The sequence below is a fragment of the Variovorax sp. P4_D9 genome (assembly GCF_056401695.1).
The window spans coordinates 1-979 of the sequence record NZ_JBFUIU010001573.1; the positions used below are offsets into that span (position 1 = coordinate 1).

Sequence of the window (979 nt, forward strand, 5' to 3'; positions counted from 1 at the left end):
AGGTAGGTGAGGGCCGGGTCATCCATGTCAGCGTCCAGCATGTCCAGCGCGGCAGTGGCCACGGATTCAGGGCTCGGATAGAACTGGTGTGAGGCTTCGTCCGGCAGACAGCCGGAAATGATGATCTTGTCGAGCACCGCGCGGGGATTGAAATCGAATCGGAACCCGTACTTCGCAGGCGCGCCACCGATGGCCTCCAGCACCTTTTCGAGCTCGTGCTGCGCATGCTTGCCCTCGTCGTGGCCATAGCGCGGCGAGAAGATCCACGCGTTCCCCTCGGTCGCGACTTGCACCGCGCCGGCATCCAGCAGCCGCAGCACCGCGAAGGGAAGGGGGCGCTCCATGAGCGTGAAGGCTTTGGGCTTCGATTTCGGCCGGGCGCGAAACTGGGCTGGGATCGCTGCCGGATAGAGACTGGCAAGCACGCAATTGAGGCGGTAGGAGATCTCTGGGTGAATCTCAAGGTGGGCGGTCCCAACGCCTTTGTAGATTCGGATGCGAATCGCGCCGCCGTCGATGTCGTGCCATTCGCCGAAGATCCTCGTTCGAACGATGCTTCGAATGACCTCGCTTGTCTCGTAGTGCTTCAGGCCGGGACGGCCCATGAACGTGGCAACCACGGATCGCAGGTCGTTGATCACTCCGGCGCGCCGGTGATTTGGCGAGCCGTGATCGTCGAGCACGTACGCGAGGATCATCCGCTTCGAAAAACCCTGTGGCTGGTTCGTCACGTGAGCGCCGGAGAGACCGCGGAAGATGCCATCGACCCGTTCGCAGAAGAACTTGTGGCGTGACGCGAGCAGATCATCGATGGTCGGGCGGACGGCTTCCTCGGTGAACGGTGGCGTCTTGCGATCCGAGATGGCCGCATTCCATTCATCGCGTCGGGATTGCGGCATGCAGTCCAGCACGTCGGTGAGCGAGAGGGCCTTCGACCAGTAGCCCGCATCGAGCACGGAGATCGCGGCGGGCACGTCGG

At 62.9% G+C, this 979-nt stretch carries 1 protein-coding gene; it reads right to left on the minus strand.

Annotated features, from left to right (window positions below; all coding sequences use genetic code 11):
• Positions 1–979: DUF4942 domain-containing protein (locus AC1DY5_RS56985; protein WP_478122933.1), on the minus strand; the 979-nt coding region annotated here is incomplete at both ends.